This is a genomic window from Psychrobacillus sp. FSL K6-2836, assembly GCF_038003085.1.
In the GTDB taxonomy this organism is placed as follows: domain Bacteria; phylum Bacillota; class Bacilli; order Bacillales_A; family Planococcaceae; genus Psychrobacillus.
This window is the reverse complement of record NZ_JBBOOM010000001.1, coordinates 221187-242300: the sequence shown is the minus strand read 5'-3', so window position 1 is coordinate 242300 and position 21114 is coordinate 221187. Positions and strand designations below refer to the sequence as shown.

Annotated in this window: 19 protein-coding genes; 13 read left to right on the top strand and 6 right to left on the bottom strand. The window is 35.7% G+C overall.

What is annotated here, in order from left to right:
* Positions 1-7 precede the first annotated feature (7 nt).
* Entirely contained in the window at positions 8-817 is an 810-nt protein-coding gene (locus tag MKY37_RS01240) for a sulfurtransferase (protein WP_340772948.1), read from the top strand.
* Between the two features lie 303 nt (positions 818-1120).
* Positions 1121-2194, top strand: coding sequence for a 23S rRNA (adenine(2503)-C(2))-methyltransferase RlmN (rlmN, locus tag MKY37_RS01235; RefSeq protein WP_340772946.1), 1074 nt, complete (start codon positions 1121-1123; stop codon positions 2192-2194).
* A gap of 23 nt (positions 2195-2217) precedes the next feature.
* Here the strand turns inward: rlmN and ytzI are convergent, their stop codons facing one another.
* Positions 2218-2367, bottom strand: coding sequence for a YtzI protein (ytzI, locus tag MKY37_RS01230; protein WP_340772944.1), 150 nt, complete (start codon positions 2365-2367; stop codon positions 2218-2220).
* A 106-nt stretch (positions 2368-2473) separates the two neighbouring features.
* Entirely contained in the window at positions 2474-4222 is a 1749-nt protein-coding gene (locus MKY37_RS01225; RefSeq protein WP_340772941.1) for a GGDEF domain-containing protein, read from the bottom strand.
* A gap of 235 nt (positions 4223-4457) precedes the next feature.
* On the opposite strand from MKY37_RS01225, the gene MKY37_RS01220 reads away from it, so the two are divergent.
* The 5 genes from MKY37_RS01220 to MKY37_RS01200 all read left to right on the top strand — a co-directional run bounded on the left by MKY37_RS01220 (position 4458) and on the right by MKY37_RS01200 (position 9340).
* A complete protein-coding gene (locus tag MKY37_RS01220; RefSeq protein ID WP_340772939.1) occupies positions 4458-5450 on the top strand; it encodes an ABC transporter substrate-binding protein in 993 nt (330 codons plus the stop codon).
* An 18-nt stretch (positions 5451-5468) separates the two neighbouring features.
* Entirely contained in the window at positions 5469-6500 is a 1032-nt protein-coding gene (locus tag MKY37_RS01215) for an ABC transporter permease (RefSeq protein WP_340772937.1), read from the top strand.
* A complete protein-coding gene (locus MKY37_RS01210; RefSeq protein ID WP_340772934.1) occupies positions 6493-7290 on the top strand; it encodes an ABC transporter ATP-binding protein in 798 nt (265 codons plus the stop codon). Before MKY37_RS01215 ends, MKY37_RS01210 begins: the two co-directional genes overlap by 8 nt.
* Positions 7291-7638: 348 nt before the next feature.
* Positions 7639-8502, top strand: a complete 864-nt coding sequence (locus MKY37_RS01205; RefSeq protein WP_340772931.1) for an N-acetylmuramoyl-L-alanine amidase family protein — start codon at positions 7639-7641, stop codon at positions 8500-8502.
* A 214-nt stretch (positions 8503-8716) separates the two neighbouring features.
* The gene (locus MKY37_RS01200) at positions 8717-9340 is read left to right on the top strand and encodes a hypothetical protein (RefSeq protein ID WP_340772929.1); all 624 of its coding nucleotides are present in this window, start codon (positions 8717-8719) and stop codon (positions 9338-9340) included.
* Positions 9341-9434: 94 nt separating this feature from the next.
* On the opposite strand, the gene MKY37_RS01195 is transcribed toward MKY37_RS01200, so the two are convergent.
* The 3 genes from MKY37_RS01195 to ilvA form a co-directional block, all read right to left on the bottom strand.
* A complete protein-coding gene (locus MKY37_RS01195) occupies positions 9435-9560 on the bottom strand; it encodes a hypothetical protein (protein ID WP_340772928.1) in 126 nt (41 codons plus the stop codon).
* A gap of 75 nt (positions 9561-9635) precedes the next feature.
* Positions 9636-11114 carry a catalase gene (locus MKY37_RS01190; protein ID WP_340772926.1) on the bottom strand — a complete coding sequence of 493 codons (1479 nt, stop codon included), beginning with the start codon at positions 11112-11114 and terminating at the stop codon, positions 9636-9638.
* 163 nt (positions 11115-11277) lie between these two features.
* The gene (gene ilvA, locus MKY37_RS01185; protein WP_340772924.1) at positions 11278-12540 is read right to left on the bottom strand and encodes a threonine ammonia-lyase IlvA; all 1263 of its coding nucleotides are present in this window, start codon (positions 12538-12540) and stop codon (positions 11278-11280) included.
* Between the two features lie 233 nt (positions 12541-12773).
* Between ilvA and MKY37_RS01180 the strand changes: the two genes are divergently transcribed.
* From MKY37_RS01180 to MKY37_RS01155, 6 genes are all read left to right on the top strand, one after another.
* Entirely contained in the window at positions 12774-13538 is a 765-nt protein-coding gene (locus MKY37_RS01180; protein ID WP_340772923.1) for a DeoR/GlpR family DNA-binding transcription regulator, read from the top strand.
* On the top strand, positions 13535-14836 hold the full coding sequence (locus tag MKY37_RS01175; protein ID WP_340772921.1) for a four-carbon acid sugar kinase family protein: 1302 nt from the start codon (positions 13535-13537) through the stop codon (positions 14834-14836). Before MKY37_RS01180 ends, MKY37_RS01175 begins: the two co-directional genes overlap by 4 nt.
* A gap of 3 nt (positions 14837-14839) precedes the next feature.
* A complete protein-coding gene (pdxA, locus tag MKY37_RS01170; protein ID WP_340772919.1) occupies positions 14840-15853 on the top strand; it encodes a 4-hydroxythreonine-4-phosphate dehydrogenase PdxA in 1014 nt (337 codons plus the stop codon).
* Positions 15854-15925: 72 nt separating this feature from the next.
* The gene (locus tag MKY37_RS01165; RefSeq protein ID WP_340772917.1) at positions 15926-17302 is read left to right on the top strand and encodes a GntP family permease; all 1377 of its coding nucleotides are present in this window, start codon (positions 15926-15928) and stop codon (positions 17300-17302) included.
* A 165-nt stretch (positions 17303-17467) separates the two neighbouring features.
* On the top strand, positions 17468-18016 hold the full coding sequence (locus MKY37_RS01160) for an NADPH-dependent FMN reductase (protein WP_340772914.1): 549 nt from the start codon (positions 17468-17470) through the stop codon (positions 18014-18016).
* Between the two features lie 240 nt (positions 18017-18256).
* Positions 18257-19135: a DMT family transporter gene (locus MKY37_RS01155; RefSeq protein ID WP_340779815.1), complete on the top strand. Its 879-nt coding sequence runs from the start codon at positions 18257-18259 to the stop codon at positions 19133-19135.
* Between the two features lie 1014 nt (positions 19136-20149).
* Here MKY37_RS01155 and MKY37_RS01150 read toward each other — a convergent pair.
* A complete protein-coding gene (locus tag MKY37_RS01150) occupies positions 20150-21052 on the bottom strand; it encodes a LysR family transcriptional regulator (protein WP_340772909.1) in 903 nt (300 codons plus the stop codon).
* Between the last annotated feature and the right edge of the window lie 62 nt (positions 21053-21114).

The following is a 21114-nucleotide window of genomic DNA, read 5'->3' as shown; positions in this document are numbered from 1 at the left end:
TGATTGTATGACTAAGGTATTTATTGAATTAGCAGAGATTTTAGAGGGAAATCCCCGTTTAATCGACGCTCGCTTTGATTTAAGTGATAAAAACGCAGGATCTCAAATGTATAATATGGAACATGTAGAAGGAGCAATTTATTGGGATTTAGAAAAAGATTTATCTGATATGTCCAGTGATAATGGCCGCCATCCGATGATTTCGAAGGAAAAAATGACAAGTCTTGTTCAAGAGGCTGGTTTAAACCTAGAAGATTTTATCGTAATTTACGACCAAGGAGCTGCACCTTTTGCATTACGTGCATATTTTTTATTGGAGTGGGCAGGCTTTAAAAATATATTTGTATCCCGTTCTGGATTTGAAGAATTGAAGAGTAAGCTACCAGTTTCGAAAATCGAACCTGTCTTAACACACACAACAACGATACCCCAATGGAAAAACAGTAAGTTACTTACAATGGATGAAGTAAGACAAGTTGTTGCAGAAGAAATAGAGGGTCAATTAATAGATGCAAGATCTAATATTCGCTTTAAAGGTGAAAGTGAGCCTATCGATCCGATTGCTGGTCATATTCCAACTGCTATAAACTTTGACTGGGAGCTGCTTAAAAGAGATGGTAAATTTCTAGAGCAGAAAGAGTTAAAGGAAATATTGAGTAACTTAGCTCCAACTGACAAACCAGTTATTGCTTATTGTGGAAGTGGTGTAACAGCTGCGCCTTTGTATGGATGTTTAAAAGAGGCTGGATACGAAAATGTTCAACTTTATGTAGGTAGCTACAGTGATTGGATTAGAGAGAATGAAGTTGAAAAATAATAATCATATATGCCTCGGCGTATTTACGTCCAGATTTTTTATCGAGCTCGCTCGATAAATTCCTTATCTGTGGCATCCGTCGGAGGCTTTTAATATGTTCAGCAGGCATTTGTGGAACCCATGTGATTTGTATGCGTACTTTGCTTTCATCTCACCACTTATAGAAGTGGGGGACTTTTGCTGAATGAAGTTAATCGAGCATAAATATTTCTTTTGAACCTTATTTCCAGTATAATAAGTTGTCTTGGGTAAATAACTATAGTATAATAGGCAAATTGTATACGCATGAAATGAGGGCTAATAATGAAAAAATCTATATATGGTCTAACTAGAGATCAATTGATCGAATGGCTAATGGAACATGGCCAAAAGAAATTCCGCGCTGAACAGGTTTGGGACTGGTTGTATATCAAACGCGTACAAAGCTTTGCGGAAATGACTAATGTAAACAAAGATTGTCTTCAAATTTTAGAAGAAAACTTTGTCATACAGACGTTAAAAGAAAGTGTTAAGCAAGAATCAGCAGATGGGACAATTAAATTCCTTTTTGAAATGCAAGATGGTAATTTAATCGAAACAGTACTGATGCGCTTTAAGTATGGTCTTTCTGTATGTGTTACAACACAGGTAGGGTGTAATATCGGGTGTAGCTTCTGTGCAAGTGGATTACTGAAGAAGAGCCGTGACCTTGACGCTGGAGAAATAGTAGAACAAATTATGAAGGTACAATTCCATTTAGACCAAATTCAAAAAGAAGAACGCGTGAGCCATATCGTGGTTATGGGTATTGGGGAGCCGTTTGATAACTATAAAAACTTGATGAATTTCTTACGTACTGTAAATGATCAAAAAGGACTTGCTATTGGTGCTCGTCATATTACTGTTTCAACAAGTGGTCTTGCGAAAAAAATCATAGATTTTGCAGAAGAGGATATCCAAGTGAATCTTGCAGTTTCCTTGCATGCGCCAAATGATGAGCTTCGTTCGAAAATAATGGTTATCAATAAAGCATTCCCAATAGAAAAAGTAATGGCAGCAGTGGATTATTATTTAGAGAAGAAAAATCGTCGTATAACATTCGAATATATTCTACTTAAAGATGTAAATGATCATGTAGAAGAAGCACAACAATTAGCAAAACTGCTTGAGAATAAGCGTCATCTTTCGTATGTGAACTTAATCCCATACAATCCAGTAGATGAGCACGGTCAATATCAACGTAGTTCTGAAAAATCTATAAGTGCTTTCTTCCAAACACTGAAAAACAAGGGTATCAATTGTGGTGTTCGTATGGAACAAGGTACCGATATTGATGCTGCATGTGGTCAATTGAGAAGTAAACAAATTAAAAAAGATAAAGTAAAAACAACTAATTAATAATAGTGAATGAAAAAAACGCATTAGCCATTCTGGCTATGCGTTTTTTTATCATCTTTTACAGGTATTTCGTCAATCGTGTGTTTGAAGGCGTAGCCTTTATTAATAGTGAAAATAGTGAGCCCTAACACAATTAGGAATATAAATATACCAATGATAATTACGGTAGTCATACAAGTTCCTCCTAATAATGAATTATTAGCTATATCATAGCATAAGCAAAGACCTTATTAGGACTGAATTATAATTGTTCAAATTAATGTTTGATTTGGGAAGTACTTAGTACAGAATTAAATAATTGCTCCCCGTCAGCTGCTTGCATTGTTTTTTTACTTTTGTTGCATTTTCAGATAGTTCATATATAGTTTGACACTCTCGGTTTGTTAATCCAGCTATTGAGATAGTTAAAAGAGGAAATTGTTCCTCTACTCCATGTCTATTTTTTGAGACAATGTATCCTTTTATATAATCATATGCATAGTAATAATGCTCAATGGACTTATTGAATTGTTCAATAATCTTTTCACAAATGTCTTTACTCTTAGTTAAATCCGTAATTAGGATAAAATCATCTCCGCCAATATGACCGATGAATCCATCGTAAGGGCATACTTCCTCTAATATTTTTGCAAGGTCCATTATTACCTTATCTCCCTTTTCGAATCCATATACATCATTGTAAGGCTTAAAATTATCAATATCTAAGTAAAGAACGATCAGCTCGTTTGTTGCTTCAATACATTTTTGTAGCTGCTGTTCAATCATAATATTACCGGGTAATTCCGAAAGTGGATTTAAATGCTTTGCATAGTCTATTTCTAACTGCATACTTTTCTCCAATAAGTCCTTGACTGTAACAATGCCAAAATAGTGATCCTCTTTCGTAATAGTGATGAAATCATATAAGTGTAATGGATCCCGTTTCATCGCAATTTTAGCAACGACATCAATAGGGGTTCCAGCGTCGACTTTCATAAATTGTCTACTCATAATTGCAGAAATTGGTTTTTTATTATATAAACTATATCCATAGGGTCCACTGAATTTCAAATGCAGTTTATTTCTTGTAATTACTCCAATTAGCTTATTGTTTTCTTTGATACTAAAGCCAGGGAGGGAATCATTGGATTCCATTAATTTACTAACGTTGGAAATCGGCATATCACTCGAAATCATATGTAGGGGAGTAGCAATATTTTCTATAGATGTGTCAGTTATTCGATTAGAAAAAATACTATTTTTTCGGTTGTTTTCTTTTATTATAATGCTTTTCAGCTCGCTACGGACTGGAAATAACTTTGAATTCGGTTTTTGGATATAATACCCTTGTCCAAAATGCACTCCTATTTCAATCAGTGTATGTAATTCCTCCATTGTTTCTATGCCTTCTGCAATAATATGTATTTGTGAGTAATTGGCAAATTCACATAAACTTCTAACGAGCAATTGTTTGGTTCTATCTTTGTTAATATTACGGGTTAGTTTCATGTCTAATTTTATAAAATGAGGACGTACATCCGTAATAATATTTAGTCCAGAGTATCCGGATCCTACATCATCAATAGCGATTTGATAATATTGTCTTTTATAGTGATCAATCGTATTTATAAAATCCTTTAAGTTATTAATAGCCTCCCGTTCTGTGATTTCAAATACTATTGAATCTGAATCCATCTGAAATAGTGACAAAAATTCTTTCGTAAATCCTTGTTTAAACTTGGGATCATTCATAATATTAGGATTTACGTTTAAGAAAAGTTTGCCTTCAGCTCGTAATTCATGTGCACACTTCAATGCATTTGCTCTGCAGAGATTTTCAAGCTCCCAAAGCTTTCCAGTCTTCAATGCATAATCAAACAAATTCTCTGGATTATGTAATACAGTATTAATAGGTCCTCTTGTTAATGCTTCATAACCGTATATTTGCCCCGTTTGTAAAGAAATAATAGGTTGAAATACTGTCTCTATAGCCTTTTCTTCTAAAATATAACTAAAAAGATCATGGTAATCATTTTCTAAAATTGCCATCTTAAATTCCCCCTAAAATAAAGCAAAATATCCTAATTTATAGTTTAAAGAAGAATTGTCTCCTACATATGACTTCTATGTTAAGAAATTGTAATGGTCACATAATGCTATGAAATTATTAAATAATTCACAATGTTATTGACTATTAAGCGTTTCCAGTGTAATATTGCTTTAACTTGATGCTTTAGCGAGTTGAATCGCTGATGCATTAAATGTAAAATGGGGGTTATTAAAGATGAAAAAAACAAAGAAAAAAATGGGTATGGTTTTATCAGCTGCTGTTTTAATATTAGCTGCATGTGGTGGAGATGAATCTGCTTCAACAAATACTACAGAGTCAGAGGATACAAAAACTTTTAAGATAGGTGTAACGCAAATTGTGGAACATCCATCATTGAATGCAGCTTATGAAGGATTCCAAAAAGCAATTGAGGATGCAGGACTTGAGGTCGAATATGAAGTTAAAAATGCTCAAAATGATAATAGTCAGAATACTACCATCGCAAATGATCTAGTAAGCTCAGGGGTAGATTTAATATTTGCCAATTCGACTCCTAGTGCACAGGCTGTAGCGGCACTAACGGAAGATATTCCGATTGTCTTTACTTCTGTAACAAATGCCGTTGATGCTGAAATTGTAGATTCTATGGAAAGCCCAGGTGGAAATGTAACTGGGACAGTTGACACTCATCCTGATGCAATTCCTAGTACCCTTGCATTTTTGAAAAATGAGTTAGGAGCAAAAAATGTTGGGATTGTATTTAATGCAGGAGAGCAAAATTCACGTTCACAAGTAGACGCAGTAAAAGAACAAATGGCTGAAGTTGGACTAAATGTAGTAGAAGCTTCTGTTTCTACATCTGCCGAAGTTAAGCAAGCAACTGAATCATTAATCGGAAAAGTAGATTCATTATATATCATAACGGATAACACGGTAGTTTCAGCACTGGAATCTGTGGTAGATGTTGCGAACGAACAAAAGCTTCCAATGATGGTAGCAGAGTTTGATTCAGTAAAACGTGGTGGCTTAGGGGCTTACGGCTTTGAATTTTATGATATCGGCTACGAAGCAGGGGAAATGGCTGTTAAAATCTTAAAAGGTGAAAGTACACCTGCAGAATTACCAGTTCAATATCCACAAAACTTAAAATTTGTTTTGAACAAAGATACTGTGGATGCACTTGGGATTGAAGTGAAAGATGAGTGGGAGTCTGAATTTGCGGAATAGATAGGAGTTTGATGTATTATGTTTTCAGCAATCTTTGGTTCGGTCGAACAAGGATTTATATATGCAATTATGGCACTTGGCGTGTATTTGACATTCCGGGTGTTAGATTTTCCTGATCTAACGGTAGATGGTAGCTTTGTAACTGGAGCGGGTACTGCAGCAATGATGATCGTGTTGGGCTATCACCCTGCGCTTGCGACTCTTGTTGCTATACTCGCAGGATTTCTTGCAGGTTGTATGACCGGTCTGTTACACACAAAAGGGAAGATTAATCCCTTGCTTTCTGGTATTTTAATGATGATTGCTTTGTATTCCATTAACTTACGGATAATGGGATTTACTGTTGAGAACTCGGTAGGACGACCGAATATCCCTTTGATGAATGAAGAAACCCTATTTAGCCAATTCTTCGGATGGTGGGGAAGTTTAGGTATTGATGAAACGATAAATGGGTTATTAACTTCCATGGGTATTCAACACGTTCCTAAGACTTGGGGAACAGTAATAATTGTTGCTATTTTAATCGTTATTATTAAGTTTATTTTTGATAGGTTCTTGAAAACGGAAGTTGGTTTAGCGATTCGTGCTACTGGCGATAACAAAAAAATGATTCGAAGCTTTTCTGTAAATACAGATACGCTTATCATATTAGGGCTAGGTCTTTCTAATGCTTTAGTTGCGTTTTCCGGAGCGTTGATAGCACAATATGCAAAGTTTTCGGATATCGGAATGGGCATAGGGATGATTGTAATCGGACTTGCATCTGTTATTATTGGAGAAGCGATTTTCGGTACGAAAACAATTGTAAGAACGACTCTTGCTGTAATTATAGGTGCCATTATTTATCGTATCGTACTAGCTTTAGCACTTCGAGTAGAATTTTTGGATCCAGGAGATATGAAGCTAATTACTGCAATTATTGTAATTGTAGCGCTAATTTTACCTCAATATTTCGAAAAACGTCGTGAAAAAAGTAGAAAAGCTAAACGTCATGCGCTACGCGAGTCCGATACTATACTAAAAAGTAAGGAGAGTGAAAACCTTGCTTAAATTAAATAATATCAACAAAATTTTCAATGAAAGTACTGCAGATGAGAAAATTGCATTAGATCGTATTAATTTAAATTTAAATATTGGGGACTTTGTCACCGTTATCGGGAGTAATGGCGCTGGTAAATCTACGATGTTAAATATGGTATCCGGAGCATTATCACCAGACTTTGGACAAATTATAATTGATGGAAATGATGTAACAAAGCTCCCAGAATTTAGACGATCTCAGTTTATTGGAAGAGTGTTTCAAGATCCAATGTCAGGTACTGCGCCTACTATGACAATCGAAGAAAACCTGGCAATTGCTTACTCAAGAAACAAAAAAAGAGGTCTGAAAATTGGTGTAGATAAACAAAGAAAAGAATTTTTCCTTCACTCACTGGAAAGACTACATCTAAATCTGGAAAATCGATTAAACGCTAAAGTTGGATTACTTTCGGGAGGAGAAAGACAGGCATTATCATTGTTAATGGCTACTTTTACACAGCCTTCCATATTATTACTAGATGAGCATACTGCTGCACTTGATCCATCCCGAGCGGAATTAATAACAAATTTGACTGAAAAGCTTGTCAAAAAAGATAATCTTACCACTCTAATGGTAACTCATAATATGCAACAGGCATTAGACTTAGGTAATCGTTTGATCATGATGGATAAAGGTCAAATAATTTTGGAAGTTGGGGAAGAAGAGAAGCAGTCCTTAACAATTGAAAAGCTAATGGAAGAATTCCAACGAATTAGAGGACAAAAGTTTACTAGTGACAGAACATTATTATCTTCCTAAGTAGGTAAAAGAGTAGCAATTATGCTGCTCTTTTATTTTTGTATTAATATTTTTTCTTATAATCTCCATCTAGCGCAATTAAGGGGGAGAAGAGCAAAGTTACATTTCATGTAAGCAAGTAATTGATTATAGGAAAGAGGTGAAAGTACGTTTACATACATATCCAATTTTTTCGAGTTAATAGTTAATAACTCAGGTCTAGTAGATTTGCCTGAATATAATAACTAAGTAGATGCATGTTTGTTAGTTTTGCTTGTTGGTGGAGTTGTACAGTTTCTACAACTAAAGGATTATCTGATAGTGAACAAGCATTAAATTATGAATCCAAAATAGAAATGAGGTGAGATTATGGCAATAGCATCGAATCTTTTAATAGCATTAGATGATGGACACGGAATGGAAACCGCAGGGAAAAGAACTCCTCTTGTTACAGAATTGGGACGAGCAATCAAGGAAAATGAGTTCAATAGGGCAGTAGTAAAATACATGGATGAACATCTTAAACATATTGGTTTTAAGACTTTGCTAGTTGCACCGACAGATGCAGACACTTCTTTGCTTGCTAGAACTAACCTAGCAAACTCTAAAGCTGCAGATGCATATGTTTCGATACACTTCGATGCCATGGGAAATGTATGGGGCTCTGTAGAAGGACATTCAATTTTTGTTTATCACGGATCAACAAAAAGTAAAAAACTTGCTGAATGTGTGGCTGAATTTTTAAAACAAGGTACCACTCAAAAATGGAGAGGAATCAAAGAGCAGAACTTACATGTATTAAGAGAAACAAAAATGCCTGCAATCCTTTCTGAAAATGGGTTTATGGACAATCCTCGTGAAGCAAGACTTATGTTAGATACCGACTTTCAAAAGGAAGTTGCTAGAGAGCATGTTCAAGGTATTTGCGAATACTTTGGGGTTTCATTTAAAGAAATAAAGGAGGAAATAGAAGAAGTGGTAGGTAATACAAAAGGTATATTCCGTATTAAAACAGGCACATTTCCAAACGCTCGAGCTTTTGCAAATGCTATTGATAAGATTAAAGCCGATTTTGGATGGGTAATATACGAGGCGGCTGATTCTACTTCATTTGATCCAAATTACCGTATGTACACTGGTATATTTACGACAAAGGAAGCTGCACAAGAAGCAGAAGCAAAAATTAAGTCAAAATACGGTTGGACAACATATCTAATAGACGAATCTAAATAAAATTATAGTGACCTTCTCGTAATTGAGTTGGTCGCTTTTTTTTTCTACTTGTCCATCCTTTGGAAAGTTGTAATATTTTCATGATAATTAACTATGAATTATAAAATTGAAAACTTATTAAAGGATAAAAAACGAAAGAATATTCAATTTATTAAATGTTACATTTACTGTAAAATAATAACTATAAATAATTTAGTAGATGGGTGATAATTTTGTGAAAAATATTATTGGTATTACCTTAGGTTTAACTATTGTACTGGGAATTGTTATTATCGTAGTAGTTAGTGGAAGTGAAAGCAAACAAGTTGCAAAAGATTCAGTAGTAGAAAATTATGAAACTGTTGAAAGAGTAATATACACTCGATTAGAAACTTTTAGTTTTGAAGAATCTGTAAACAAGGCAGATTTAGTAGCAGAAGTAGTAATTGGCAAAAATATAGATGACATTAGTGAACCTTCACCGAAGACATTATTTGAAGCGAATATTATCAATACCTTTTCGGGTGATCCACACCAAACAAATATTCAGATTTTACAGCAAGGGAATAAAGAATATAGTTTTAATTCAAATAAATTGTTTAATGAAGATGAAAAATATATTTTAGTACTTAAAAAAGCAGTTGAGGATCGATATGAGGGGACCAATACTTACTGGATACTAGGCGAGGAAACTAATATCTATACTATAATTGGTGATAATAAGATTAAGAAGATGTCTATTGAGGATGAATTTTTAAAAGAGGTAGAAATTAAAGATGAGGATCTTGAGAGTCAGTTACTAGATAAAAATTTATTTGAAGAAAAAATTAAAAAAGTTATGAGTGAGCAAAATAAGTGAGAAAAATTTCAAGATTACTTTTGATAGAAGTTTTTAATAAAGTTAAACTCATGAATAAGGACAACTCATCTAACTGCTACTAACCAAAAGCCTGCTAATATCGCTGGAGAATAGAAAGCTTTTTACCATTAAATAAAATAGAAAAGGATATTAATAGTATTCCTATTAAAGGTAAATATATTTTAGCGATAATCTTAAATTCATCACTATATTTAGCCATAAATAAACACCCCAAAAGTTAGATACTTAACTCTAACTTTTGGGGTGCACCACATGGAAGGTGGTTTAATAATTTTTAAGCCATTGCAGCTTCGACATTACCCCATGGAATTTCCATTGCATCCGCAAGGCCTTTTCCATAAGCAGGATCTGCTTTATAGCAATGAACGATGTGACGAATTTTAATAAATTCTTCTACACCATACATGTTACGTGCTGTGTTATCAATTAGAACTTCTTGTTGTTCTGAGCTCATCAATCTGAATAGTTTACCAGGTTGCTCATAATAATTATCGTCATCTTCGCGGAAATCCCAAATACCAGCATCTCCTTGAAGTGCTAAGCGTGGTTCTTTGTATTCAGGTTGTGTTTTCCATTGACCGTAGCTGTTTGGCTCATAGTGAAGTGTACTTCCTTTGTTACCGTCAACACGCATCGCTCCATCTCTATGGAAAGAGTGAACAGGGCATTTTGGTGTGTTAACTGGAATTTGGTGATGGTTTACACCTAAACGATAACGTTGAGCATCTCCATATGAGAATAAACGACCTTGAAGCATTTTATCTGGAGAGAAGCTGATACCAGGTACAACGTTAGCTGGTGTGAAAGCAGCTTGCTCTACTTCTGCAAAATAATTTTCAGGATTACGGTTTAGTTCCCATTCTCCAACTTCAATTAGAGGGAAGTCCTTTTTATACCAAACTTTCGTTAAGTCAAATGGATTGTAAGGCATGTTATTAGCTTGCTCTTCTGTCATCACTTGAATGTACATTTTCCATTTAGGGAAGTTACCTTCTTCGATGTTATCGTAAAGATCACGTTGATGACTTTCGCGGTCAACACCAACTACTTCAACTGCTTCTTGGTCAGTTAAGTTGTCAATACCTTGTTGAGAGCGCATATGGAATTTAACCCAAACGCGTTCGTTATTTGCATTGATCATACTGAATGTATGACTACCGAACCCGTGCATTGTACGGTAAGATTTTGGAAGACCTCTGTCACTCATTACGATAGTAACTTGGTGAAGAGCCTCTGGCAATGAAGTCCAGAAATCCCAGTTATTATTAGCACTACGCATATTAGTACGTGGGTCACGTTTAACCGCATGGTTTAAATCTGGGAAATTAAGTGGATCACGGAAGAAAAATACAGGAGTGTTGTTACCAACTAAATCCCAGTTACCTTGCTCAGTGTAGAAACGCATAGAAAATCCGCGGATATCACGTTCTGCATCTGCAGCTCCACGCTCCCCAGCTACAGTTGAGAAACGAACGAACATTTCTGTTTCTTTACCGATTTCAGAGAATAGAGCTGCTGAAGTATATTGTGTAATATCATGAGTTACAGTAAATTTACCATAAGCACCTGATCCTTTTGCATGCATACGACGCTCTGGAATTACTTCTCTATCAAAATGAGCTAGTTTTTCTAATAACCACACATCTTGTAATAATAGCGGTCCTCGTGATCCAGCTGATTGCGAGTTTTGATTATCTACTACTGGCGCGCCCGCTGCAGTTGTCAATTTGTTGTTGTTTTGATTTTCTGACATTCAATTTCCCCCTAGATTAGAATATTTATAATACAAGAATCATTATATCAAACAGATGAAAATATTGCTAGATTTGAGGTTTGGAGATTTATAAAACTTTAGTTTAAGACAATAAAAAATGTAACATCAAACGTTATAAACGCTGATGTTACATAGGTTTTCGTTAAATGAGTAAATCAAACAGAGTGCTATCCTTATTTACTTCCTTAAAGGAAAATCCATTCTCATTCATACGAGAAAGAATGCCAGAATAGTCATTTCTGTTTTTCAATTCAATGCCAACAAGCGCTGGACCACTTTCTTTATTGTTTTTCTTTGTATATTCAAATGTGGTAATATCATCATCTGGTCCAAGAACTTTATCAAGAAATTGTCGTAATGCCCCAGCTCTTTGAGGGAACTTTACGATGAAATAATATAGTAAACCTTCATATATTAAAGACTTTTCTTTGATCTCCTGCATACGACCAATGTCATTGTTACCTCCGCTAATAACACAAACGACAGATTTACCCTTGATCTCTTCACTGTAAAAGTCTAATGCCGCAACAGATAGGGCTCCAGCTGGTTCTGCTATAATTGCATGTTTGTTGTATAAATCTAAAATAGTCGTGCAAACTTTTCCTTCAGGTACAGGGACAAGATCATCCACGTATTTTTTACTTAGCTCATAGGATAGATTTCCAACACATTTTACTGCTGCACCATCAACAAATTTATCTATCGAATCTAATATAATAGGTCCATCGTTATTAAAAGCGGCTTTCATACTAGCGGCTCCAGCTGGCTCTACACCAATCACTTTGGTAAAAGGAGAGACATTCTTAACATAAGTAGAAAGTCCAGATATTAACCCGCCACCCCCAATGCTACCAAACAAATAATCTATAGGCTCTTCGATGTCATTCATAATTTCGACCGCAACAGTAGCTTGACCCGCAATGATTTCAGGATCATCAAATGGATGAATGAAAATTCGATCCTCTGCCTCTGCGTAAGCAGTCGCACTTTCCGCTGAATCATCAAAAGTATCCCCGGCTAGAATGATTTCAACAAATTCACGTCCAAACATTCTCACTTGATCAATCTTTTGGGAAGGAGTGGTTAATGGCATAAAAATTTTTGCAATGATTCCTAGTTGTGCACATGCGTATGCCACTCCTTGTGCGTGGTTACCTGCACTAGCACAGACAACTCCTTTTAACTTTGCATCTTCCTCGATTGTTTTGATCTTATAGTATGCTCCACGTAATTTAAACGAGCGGACATATTGTAAGTCCTCCCGTTTGAAATAAATAGATGCTCCATATTTTTCAGATAAATATTCATTTTTTTGTAAGGGAGTATGGTAGACGACATCTTTTAAAAACTGATGTGCAATAAGTACATTTTCGACTTGAATAGATTTCGTATCTGTTAATTGCATAATAGGGACGGTACCTCCATTTTTCTAATTGAAAAGATTACTATATTTTAACACACTACATCGCTAAATTGCCAGGATTTTCATAGATAATTCAAAATTATATAACAACTAATCAAAAGAAAATGTTCATTTCAAACATAAAATATTTAAAATGAACAAAATATATTGACTTAAACGATAATAACGAACATAATATGTTCATAGTAAACTTTTTTTATAAAAAGGAGAATTGTATGACTCCGGTATTAAGAAAGAAACGCATCATAGAAGAGCTTTCCGCAAAAGGTAAAGTAGAAATTTTAGATTTAGTGAATTTACTTGAGGTTTCTGCTATGACAATTCGTCGAGATTTAGATGAATTAGAAAAGCAAAAGAAACTTATAAGAACTCATGGGGGAGCTGCAATTCCCGAAGCTATTATTGCCGAACAAAGTTATCTACAAAAAATTTCAGAAGCTCACCCACAAAAGATGGAAATTGCTGAGGTAGCAACTAGATTAGTTAAAGATGGCATGAAAGTATTCCTCGATTCTGGGACAACAAATTTTGAAATTGCTAAACGTTTAAAACAGAAAGTAGATCTTACGATTGTTACAAATGATATCAAAATCGCTGCAGAATTAATGGATAGTAAAGTGGAAGTTATAATGCTAGGCGGAAAAATACAAAATGGTGTTGGAGCAGTTTTTGGAGCATATGCAGAAAAAATGTTAAAAGAAATTCATGTAGATATATTGTTTTTGGGTGCTCATGCGGTTCATTCTACACTAGGAATTACTTCTGCCACTTTGGAAAAAGCATCGATTAAGAGAGAGATGATTAATAGTAGTGAAATAGTTTATTTAGTTGTTGACTCACAGAAGTTTGGAAAGAAAGCGTTTGCGAAAATAGCAAATATTGACTCTGTGACGGCAATAATAACGGATCAATCCCTTCCAAAAGAAGTGGAAGAAATATACTGTGAAATGACTACCTTTATAAAGGGTGTGACAAAATGAAAGTTGGAATTATTGCAGACGATTTAACTGGAGCTAATGCGACAGGAGTGCTACTTTCTAAAAACGGTTTTAACAGTGCAACGGTAGTATTTGAAGGAAAGGTTCCAACAATTGGTGGATTTACCTCTATTAGTATAGATACAGATAGCAGATACTGTGCGCCCAGTTCGGCACAAACAAGAGTTTTAAAAGCGTACGAGCAGCTTTCAACATGGGGGGCAAGTGTGTTTTGCAAGCGTATCGATAGTACTGTACGTGGAAACCTAGGGGTAGAAACAGACATATTATTAGATGCCCTAGGAGAAAATAGTGTGGCAGTGGTCGTTACGTCTTATCCAGATTCAGGGCGTATCGTATCTGGTGGATACCTATTGGTAGATGGTGTACCTGTGGAAGCTACCGATGTTGCAAAGGATCCTATGAATCCGATTACAATATCCCATGTGCCAACTATTATGAGTGAACAAAGTCAGTATCCAGTTTCCCACATAGGACTAGGAAGAGTCTTAAAAGGGAAAAATAGTATTCAGTTAGAAATGATGAAACAAATAGAGGCTGGAAATCGGATTATTGTCGTGGATGCCGTGACCAATGAGGAAATCGATCATATAGCAGAATCGATGGCTGCAATCGAGGGTGTCGTTTTTGTACCAGTGGATCCAGGTCCATTATCCGCATCTTATAGTCGTTTGATGGCCAATCAGCATGTTTTGACGAATAAATTCATCGTGACAGTAGGTAGCATAACACCATTAACTGGAAGACAGTTAAATTATCTAATTGACAAGAAAAATGCTCATCCTGTTTATGTCAATACGGAGGCGTTGGCTTCAACTACTAGTACGTGGGAAGAGGAAATAGAACGTGCTGTGAAGGAAGCGATTATTAAATTAGAGGATCAAGAAGTTTTAATCATTACTACTTATGCACCAGGTGCGGGTAAATTAAATTTAACAGATATAGCCACTAAAGAAGGGGTAACGGAAGAAAGGCTTGCCAAACGCTTAACGGAAGGTTTGGCTAGGGTTACTCATAGTGTTATTGACCAAACAGAACATATAATTGATGGAATGTTTTCAAGTGGTGGAGATGTTACAGCTGCTTTATGTTCTGTCAGTGATGCGCAGGCTATCGGTTTGCAGGATGAAGTACTTCCTTTAGCTGCGTATGGTCATTTTATAGGAGGAGCTTTCGATGGCATTCCTGTAATCACTAAAGGTGGCATGGTAGGGGATAAATACTCTATCTATAAATGTGTAAGATTCTTAACAAACAAAAAAGAAGAAGGAAGTGTTTAGGAAATGACTACAGTAAGAGAAATTATCGCGATTCCTATGGGAGATGCGGCCGGTATTGGTCCTGAAATTACAGTGAAATCCTTAGCAAAAGAAGAACTTTACACTATGTGTAAACCGCTAGTAGTAGGGGATGCGAATATACTTCGTAAAGCAATCGAAGTAACTGGAGTAAATTTAAAAGTTAGTGTAGTTACGTCACCTTCTGAAGGTTCTTATGAATTTGGTACTATCGATGTTATTGATCTAGCTAATATCGATATGAATATTTTCGAGCCTGGTCAAGTTTCGGCACAAAATGGACAAGCAGCATTTGAATTTATCAAACGTTCAGTAGAGCTTGCGATGGCTGGGGAAGTTAAAGCAATTGCAACTACACCGATCAATAAAGAATCATTAAAAGCAGCAAAAGTTCCTTATATCGGTCATACAGAAATGCTGGAAGATTTAGGTGGTGCACCTGATCCACTAACAATGTTCCAAGTAAATGGGATGCGTATTTTCTTCTTAACTCGTCATGTGTCAGTAGCAGAAGCAATCACACAAATGACAAAAGAAAGAGTTCGTGATTATTTAAATAGATGCGATAAAGCTCTGCAACGTCTTGGTGTTGAAAATCGTAAGCTTGCAGTTGCAGGATTAAACCCACATGCAGGTGAGGGTGGACTATTCGGTATGGAAGAAGTAGAAGAAATTAAACCAGGTGTTGAGCTTGCAAAAGCAGATGGAATCGATGCTTATGGTCCTGTTCCCGCGGATTCAGTTTTCTTCCAAGCACTTAATGGTAAATATGATGCGGTTCTTTCTCTATACCACGATCAAGGTCATATCGCTGCGAAGATGACGGATTTCCACCGTACGATTTCTATTACAAATGGTCTTCCTTTCCTACGTACATCTGTTGACCATGGTACAGCATTTGATATTGCTTGGAAAAACATTGCTTCAGAAGTAAGTATGTACGAATGTATCAAACTTGCTGCTGAATATGCACCAAAATTTACTCGTGAATCATTGTAAGTAATTTAACAGAAGGAAAGTATTATACTTTCCTTCTCTTATAAATAGAAGATTGAAAGGGGTTACATGAGAATGACTTTAGAGATGCAAATGTTAATAGGCCTAGCAATTGGTATTACAGTTCTTATTTTACTCGTGTTAAAAACAAAAATTCATGCATTTTTAGCTTTAATCATTGCGGCATCCATTACTGGATTAATTGGTGGGATGGAGCCACTAAATGTTGTAAATTCGATTACATCTGGTTTTGGTAATACGCTTGCCTCCATAGGGATAGTAGTAGGTTTAGGAGTAATGATGGGTCGTATTTTAGAAGTTACTGGTGCAGCAGAAAAACTTGCTTATTCATTAATACGTTTAGTTGGAAAGAAAAAAGAAGAATGGGCAATGGCTATTGCCGGTTATATCGTTTCGATTCCAATTTTTGTAGATTCGGCCTTTGTTATTTTAAATCCTTTAGTTAAATCTTTATCACGTAAAACTGGAAAATCCGTTGTAACTCTTGGAGTTGCACTTGCTATTGGCTTGGTGGCAACTCACCATGCAGTTCCGCCAACACCAGGACCATTAGGGGTTGCCGGTATTTTTGGAGTAGACATTGGACAAATGATTTTTTGGGGTCTTATTTTTGCGGTTCCTATCATTATTGTAGGAGTGTTGTATGCCAAGTGGCTTGGTAAAAAAATCTATCAATTACCAGAAGAAGATGGAGAAGGTTTTGTTCGTAAAGATTCATCTGAAATGGTATATAATGATTTCTTAGCAGCAACGCGTGATCGTGAAAAAGAACTTCCTTCATTATTTAAATCTTTTCTACCGATATTATTGCCGATCATTTTAATATTCCTAAACACAACTTTAACTGCTTTAGAGATCACTGGTGGAGCATGGGACTATGTGTTGTTCTTAGGGCAACCGATTATTGCCTTGGCTTTAGGGTTAGTGGCAGCAATTTACGGCTTAGCGAATCATATGAAGCGTGAAGAAGCGTTGGAAAGAATGGAAGAAGGAATGACAACAGCAGGTATTATCTTACTTGTTACTGGTGCCGGTGGTGCTTTAGGTACAGTATTACGTGAAAGTGGTACTGGTGATTATCTAGCGGAAATCATTGCAGGATTACCTTTACCTGCAATATTAGTGCCATTTTTCATTGCCTCGATTGTACGTTTGATACAAGGTAGTGGTACAGTTGCAATGATTACAGCAGCTTCAATTTCCGCACCAATTCTAGCAAATTTAGATGTCAACTTAGCACTTGCTGCACAAGCAGCTGCTTTAGGTGCAATGTTATTTTCTTACTTTAACGATTCTATGTTCTGGGTAGTTAACCGTATGCTCGGTATTACTAAATTGAAAGAGCAAATTTTAGTATGGTCGGTTCCAACTACTTTAGCTTGGTTTACAGCATTAATCATGTTAGTAATTGCCAATGCAATCGTGAGTTAACAAATATTACTAATGAAGTGGGATCGCTAAACTATTAGCGATCCCATTTTTGATATCAAATGAATGAGCATACTCTCAGCATAATTTTAAACTATGGTGATATACTAACAATTGTGAGTAATATTAGATAATTTATAAAATAACAAAGAAATAGGAGATGTGCAGATGGCCATTAAAGTAGCAGCAATCATAGGAAGTAATAGAAAAGGCTCTTACAACTTAAAATTAGTAGAATATATGAAAAAACGTTATACGGAACAGTTGGACATACAAATCGTTTCTATTAATGATGTAGAAATGTTCAGTGCTGATATAGAAGATAACCCTCCTAAAGGAGCAATGGATTTTAAAATGAAAGTTCGTAATGCATCAGCAGTGCTTTTTGCAGTTCCAGAATATAACTTCTCTATTCCAGGTGCATTGAAAAATGCGATTGATTGGATGTCACGCAGTGGACATGATCTAAAAGACAAACCAACATTTATCGTAGGCTCTTCTATGGGCGTTTTAGGTAGCGTTCGTGCGCAAATGCATTTAAGAGAAATTATTTCTAATCCAACGCTCCAACCAAAATTACTTCCAGGCAACGAAGTATATATTGGTGCCATTCATACAAAGATAAATGAACAAAATGAAATCACAGATCAAGCGACAAGTGATTTCTTAGATCAGGTCGTAAATAACTTTGTAGAATTCTTTAACAAAGTTAAATAAGATTATACAGTCTGAAAAGAAAGACCTTTCAGTATGTAAGTTTCAAAAAGCATGAAAATCAATGAAAAGATTTTCGTGTTTTTTTGTTTTGATAAATTGTCACAAGATGATATTTAGAAGAAAACTATTTTAATAGATGGTTTGCTTGTAAAGGTGTATAGTGATGAGAGTATTTTATAGACTTGAAGTATTAACTGAAAGGAAGTAATAGGTTTGAATAACGTTTTAAAAAAGTCAACGATGCTTCTCTTGTTTTTAATTTTTGTTTGGGGAGCAAGTTGGCCGATATATAAACTAGCATTACCATATACACCACCTATATTATTTGCTGGAATGAGAGCAACAATTGGTGGGCTTTTGTTAGCAATAATTTTATTTAACAATAGAGAAAAAATAAAATGGCGAGAAAATTGGCGCTTTTATTGTATTTCCGCATTATTAAACACAACTTTATTTTTTGGAATTCAAACAGTTGGGTTAAATTATTTACCTGGCGGATTATTTTCCATCCTTGTTTACTTTCAACCAGTGTTGCTAGGTCTCTTTGCATGGATTTGGTTAGGGGAATTTATGACTCCTGCTAAGATTATTGGATTGTTTATTGGGTTTATCGGAATTGTCATTGTTAGCCTGGATGGGTTAACTTTTCATGTCTCAGTAATTGGTGTAATCCTGGGGCTACTTACTGCACTTTTCTGGGCATTAGGTGTTATATATGTCAAGAGAGTAAGTCATATGGTTAATGCATTCTGGATGGTTTCCATGCAATGTATGATAGGTGGATTCGTTTTGATAATATTCGGTGGTTTTTTCGAGGACTTTTCCGATATCGTTTGGAATATTAAATATGTCGGGGCATTAATTTATGGTTCAATTTTAGGGATTCCTCTTGCACAAATTGTATATTACAAGCTTATTAAGGAAGGTGAAGCTAGTAAGGTAGGATCTTTCACTTTTATGGTGCCAATTATTGCGGTCATCTTAGGAGCAGTATTCCTAGATGAACCAATTACTTATTTGCTCTTAATCGGCTTAGTTATGGTTGGTATTAGCATATTTATCGTAAATTATAGAAGTAAGAAGAAATTGCTAGATTATAGAAGCGTGGAAAATTCCTAGACTTATGTTCGGCTTTTTGTAAAACTAGTATAATTCCAGTGAAGTAATAAAGGATATAAAATATCCCGTGAATACTGGGTTTGCGAGACTTGAGAGAATGTTGAATACTACTGATTTCCGTTTCAGGTGGAGTATAATGGCTAAGTGCGCCACGTCGCGATCGCAACGCCTTCGTGACCAACATCCTGTTGGCCTCCGCAGGGTGAGCGATGAACCATCACCTACGCTTGCGCGTCCGCCTGTGATGTTACATCTGTCTCACTCATCCTGCTAGAGTCGCCACCTTTCACTACAATAAATATTGTGTGTAGTACTCAAGATAGGCTTTAACATAGCTCATCGCTATGATAATAGAATTGTTTCAGTAAATGTAATAAGAAAAGTTTTCTGAAATTGCTGTTGAATTAGGAATGCTATTTTTAACGAGGGAAGTAGAGTTTCTTTAATACTAGTGAAAATGAAGAGATAGTAAGTGTTTACTCAATAAAGAAGCGAAATAGCGCCAGAAATTGTATCTTCTGGCGCTTACACTATGAATAGAAAGTTTCTTTTTTCTAGTTATCCAAAAACGTACTAACCTGTTTCTAAAAGTTGTAGAAGTGCGACGGGGAGATAAAGTGAAACTTCAAACAGTGGGGCTTCTTCCCCCACTGATTGAAAAATTGAACTCAGCCAAATAACGCCGCGTCGTGCGGCAATGCCTGAGTGACCAACATCCTGTTGGCCCGAACCAAACGGGCTTTTACGGGCAGTTTTCTACTGCCCGTTAATGCTGGTCAAACGCCATAAGATAACCGAGAAAATAGAGGCTGATCGTGACTGACGTCACGATCAGCCTCTATAAAAAATCAATCGGTAATAATATAGCGACAAGTCTATCCAAAGCCTACTTAAAATGCTAGAAATAGGTTTTGAATTTAAAGGGCCGGTTTTTCTTAATTTAATAATATATCCACCGTCTTCAAACAGCCATTTTTAGGAGAATTTTTGTGCATACTTCCATTCAATGAAATCCTATTGATACTGCCCAAGTAGTGAGAAAAATTGAATGACAAAATCATGAAAAACCTTTTCTGAAGGGGAAAGATTCCGTGTAGCTGGGCTTATAATTCCAACAGTTCTTCGTATATTAGGTAACTCAATTGGAATTTTTTTCGTGAATCTTGGGGTAGAATCATAAAAAGTACTTTCAGGTAAGAGTGTAAGTCCTATCCCTGCGGCGACTAATCCTTTAATGGCATCCATATCTTCACCCTCAGAAGAAACTTTAGGTTTGAAGCCGACTGAATTACAAGCTTCAATTACTAACTTTTGCATGATGTAGCCTTCAGGAAAAAGTACAAAATTCTCATTTCGGAGATCAATGAGCGGTATTTTATCTTTTTTAGCAAAGGGATGGTTTGCATTCACTAGAATAGAAAAATTCTCCGTAAAAAGAATAGTGTTATTTAAACTACTCTCCTTAGGAGGTAGAGGACCTAAAAATGCCAAGTTAAGCTCACGCTGCTTCACAGCATCTATTAAATAGCTGTATGATCCCTGACGTAAATGAAAAGCAACATTTGGATGCTCTTTCTTAAATGCGGAAATTACTGTTGGTAATAAGTGACCGGCCAAACTTGTTGGAAATCCAATTTTAATAGTTCCTTTTTCAGGGTCTAAATATTCATCAATTTGTTTTTTCGCAAAGTCGATAGCTTGTATGGCAGAGACACTATGCTCCAAGAAGATCTTACCAATTGGTGTTAACTTTACATTTCTACCAATCCGTTCGAATAATTGAACCCCTAGTTCATCTTCCAAATTAGCTATTTGTCTACTAACTGCGGACTGTGCAACATGTAAATGGACCGCAGCCTCCGAAATATGCTCTCTTTCTGCAACTTCTATAAAGTACCTCAGTTGACGTAGTTCCATCGAATTCCCCTTATCTATCTCGATATTAGATGATTTATATCCAAATTATATATTGTTTATAT

Bases quoted from the DNA above. Each gene is read 5' to 3' on its own strand.
- MKY37_RS01205 (WP_340772931.1), top strand. From the start codon at position 7,639: ATGGCAATAGCATCGAATCTTTTAATAGCATTAGATGATGGACACGGA.
- MKY37_RS01195 (WP_340772928.1), bottom strand. From the start codon at position 9,560: ATGGCTAAATATAGTGATGAATTTAAGATTATCGCTAAAATATATTTA.
- MKY37_RS01240 (WP_340772948.1), top strand. From the start codon at position 8: ATGACTAAGGTATTTATTGAATTAGCAGAGATTTTAGAGGGAAATCCC.
- MKY37_RS01180 (WP_340772923.1), top strand. From the start codon at position 12,774: ATGACTCCGGTATTAAGAAAGAAACGCATCATAGAAGAGCTTTCCGCA.
- MKY37_RS01220 (WP_340772939.1), top strand. From the start codon at position 4,458: ATGAAAAAAACAAAGAAAAAAATGGGTATGGTTTTATCAGCTGCTGTT.
- MKY37_RS01190 (WP_340772926.1), bottom strand. From the start codon at position 11,114: ATGTCAGAAAATCAAAACAACAACAAATTGACAACTGCAGCGGGCGCG.
- MKY37_RS01150 (WP_340772909.1), bottom strand. From the start codon at position 21,052: ATGGAACTACGTCAACTGAGGTACTTTATAGAAGTTGCAGAAAGAGAG.
- pdxA (WP_340772919.1), top strand. From the start codon at position 14,840: ATGACTACAGTAAGAGAAATTATCGCGATTCCTATGGGAGATGCGGCC.
- MKY37_RS01175 (WP_340772921.1), top strand. From the start codon at position 13,535: ATGAAAGTTGGAATTATTGCAGACGATTTAACTGGAGCTAATGCGACA.
- MKY37_RS01165 (WP_340772917.1), top strand. From the start codon at position 15,926: ATGACTTTAGAGATGCAAATGTTAATAGGCCTAGCAATTGGTATTACA.
- rlmN (WP_340772946.1), top strand. From the start codon at position 1,121: ATGAAAAAATCTATATATGGTCTAACTAGAGATCAATTGATCGAATGG.
- MKY37_RS01160 (WP_340772914.1), top strand. From the start codon at position 17,468: ATGGCCATTAAAGTAGCAGCAATCATAGGAAGTAATAGAAAAGGCTCT.
- MKY37_RS01215 (WP_340772937.1), top strand. From the start codon at position 5,469: ATGTTTTCAGCAATCTTTGGTTCGGTCGAACAAGGATTTATATATGCA.
- MKY37_RS01225 (WP_340772941.1), bottom strand. From the start codon at position 4,222: ATGGCAATTTTAGAAAATGATTACCATGATCTTTTTAGTTATATTTTA.
- MKY37_RS01155 (WP_340779815.1), top strand. From the start codon at position 18,257: ATGCTTCTCTTGTTTTTAATTTTTGTTTGGGGAGCAAGTTGGCCGATA.
- ilvA (WP_340772924.1), bottom strand. From the start codon at position 12,540: ATGCAATTAACAGATACGAAATCTATTCAAGTCGAAAATGTACTTATT.
- ytzI (WP_340772944.1), bottom strand. From the start codon at position 2,367: ATGACTACCGTAATTATCATTGGTATATTTATATTCCTAATTGTGTTA.